Raw genomic sequence first — 1,778 nt, 5'->3', positions numbered from 1 at the left:
CACCGGTATCGATCACGTCGAAGCGTAGGCTTGGACACTCTGCATCTGACGCTTCCAGGTGAATGCGGATCCGAACACCCCCCCGATCCGTGAACTTGACCGCATTGCCAACAAGGTTGAGGAGAACTTGCCGGAGGAGCCCCGGATCCGTCCGACAGCGCAGGGGCACGTCCGGACCGGTAAACAGCGTCAATACGATCGCCTTTGCCGAGGCCCGGCCAGCCAGCAGCCGCAGCACGCCCGCGGCAACCGCCTCCGGCTCGCAGGGCTCCAAGCGTGCCTCAACGCGGCCCGCCTCGATCTTGGAAAAATCGAGGATGCTCGTGACGATCGACAGCAGGTTCCGACCCGCCTCACTGGCGGTTCGCGCATAGTCGCGCTGCTCGTCGTCGAGGCCCGTGTCGAGCAGCAGGTCGTTCATGTTGATGATGGCATTCAGCGGCGTGCGGATCTCGTGGCTCATGGTCGCCAGGAAACGCGACTTGGCCACGTTGGCGCGCTCCGCACGGCGTCGAGATTCCTCCAGGGCCGCCTCATTGCGCTTCTGCTGCGTGATGTCGACGAAATGCGCGACGTAATTGGTGGTCTGCCCTTCGTTGTCGCGCACCGCCGTGATGCTGAGCCGCTCGGGAAAGATCTCGCCATTCTTGCGGCGGTTCTCGATCTCGCCCTCCCAGTGCCCGTCGGCGAGTAGATGCGCCCACATGTTCTGGTAGAAGGCGTGACCCTGGCGATCGGATTTCAGCACTCGGGGTGTCTTGCCGACGACCTCCTCAGCCGTGTAGCCCGTGACCTCCGAGAACGCACGGTTGACCCTCAGAATGCGCGCCGCTGCGTCCGTCACGAAGATGGCTTCCTGCGCCTCGAACGCCTGCGCAGCAAGCCGAAGCTCGCCCTCGACCCGCTTCCGCTCGCTGATGTCGCGCATGAAGGCGGTGAAATAGGCCCCGTACTCTGTTGCGACATGGCTGATCGCGATTTCCACCGGAATGCGCGCGCCGCTCTTGTGCAGGGCGGGCAGCTCAAGGCGCTTTCCGAGCACGGGTCCGAAGCCGGTGTCGCGGAATCGGCGCATCCCTTCGCGATGCCCCCGCCGGTGCTCGTCCGGAATGATCAGCTCGTCGAGCATGCGCCCGATCGCCTCCTCGGGACTGAACCCGAAGATGTCCTCGGCGGAGCGGTTGTATTCGAGGACCCTGCCATGCGTGTCAATCGTGATGATGGCATCGAGCGCGGCCTCGACCATCGCGGCCTTCTGTGCATCGCGCTCCTCCAGTCGGCGGGCGAGGTCGCGCGCCCGCGCGAGGCCCTGCTCCTGCTCTGCATCGGACTCAGCGAGCCGCGCCGACATGGTGTTGAAAGCGACCAGGGATTGGGCGACCTCATCCCGTCCTTTGACGGGGACCCTAAATCCCGGCCCCTCGTTGCCGATACGCTCCGAGGCGTCCCGCAAGCGCTGCAGCTGCCGTGTGAGCACGGTGCCGAGGGCGAACGAGAACAGGGCCACCAGCGCCATTTCCAACGCCGCCAGGCCGATCGCCCCGGCACGGGCCTCACGGAGCAGGGCTAGAAAGGCGTCCACCGAGAGCCCCAGCTCGACGCGCCCGAAGCTCATCCCCCCCTCGCGAATCTCGGCAGCGGTATCGAAAATGCCATCCTCGGCGTGCGACGGCTCCGCGTCGGACACGAAATCCCGGCCCAGCGCTTCGCCCTGCCCGCCCTGGGCCAGCACGATCCCTGTCTCTTATCCAACTCTCCGAGCCCACGAGACCCCTGAG

General features: G+C 65.6%; 1 protein-coding gene. It reads right to left on the bottom strand.

Annotation, left to right across the window (positions count from 1 at the left end; all coding sequences use genetic code 11):
* Positions 1–1,732, bottom strand: a 1,732-nt coding sequence (locus I6U14_RS13775) for a PAS domain S-box protein (protein WP_296900093.1), incomplete at its 3' end; no start/stop codon positions are given.
* Positions 1,733–1,778 lie beyond the last annotated feature (46 nt).

It is taken from the genome of Thiohalocapsa sp. (assembly GCF_019695415.1).
Classification (GTDB): Bacteria; Pseudomonadota; Gammaproteobacteria; order Chromatiales; family Chromatiaceae; genus Thiohalocapsa.
The sequence above is the reverse complement of the archived record's forward strand: the minus strand, read 5'-3'. Positions and strand labels throughout refer to the sequence as shown.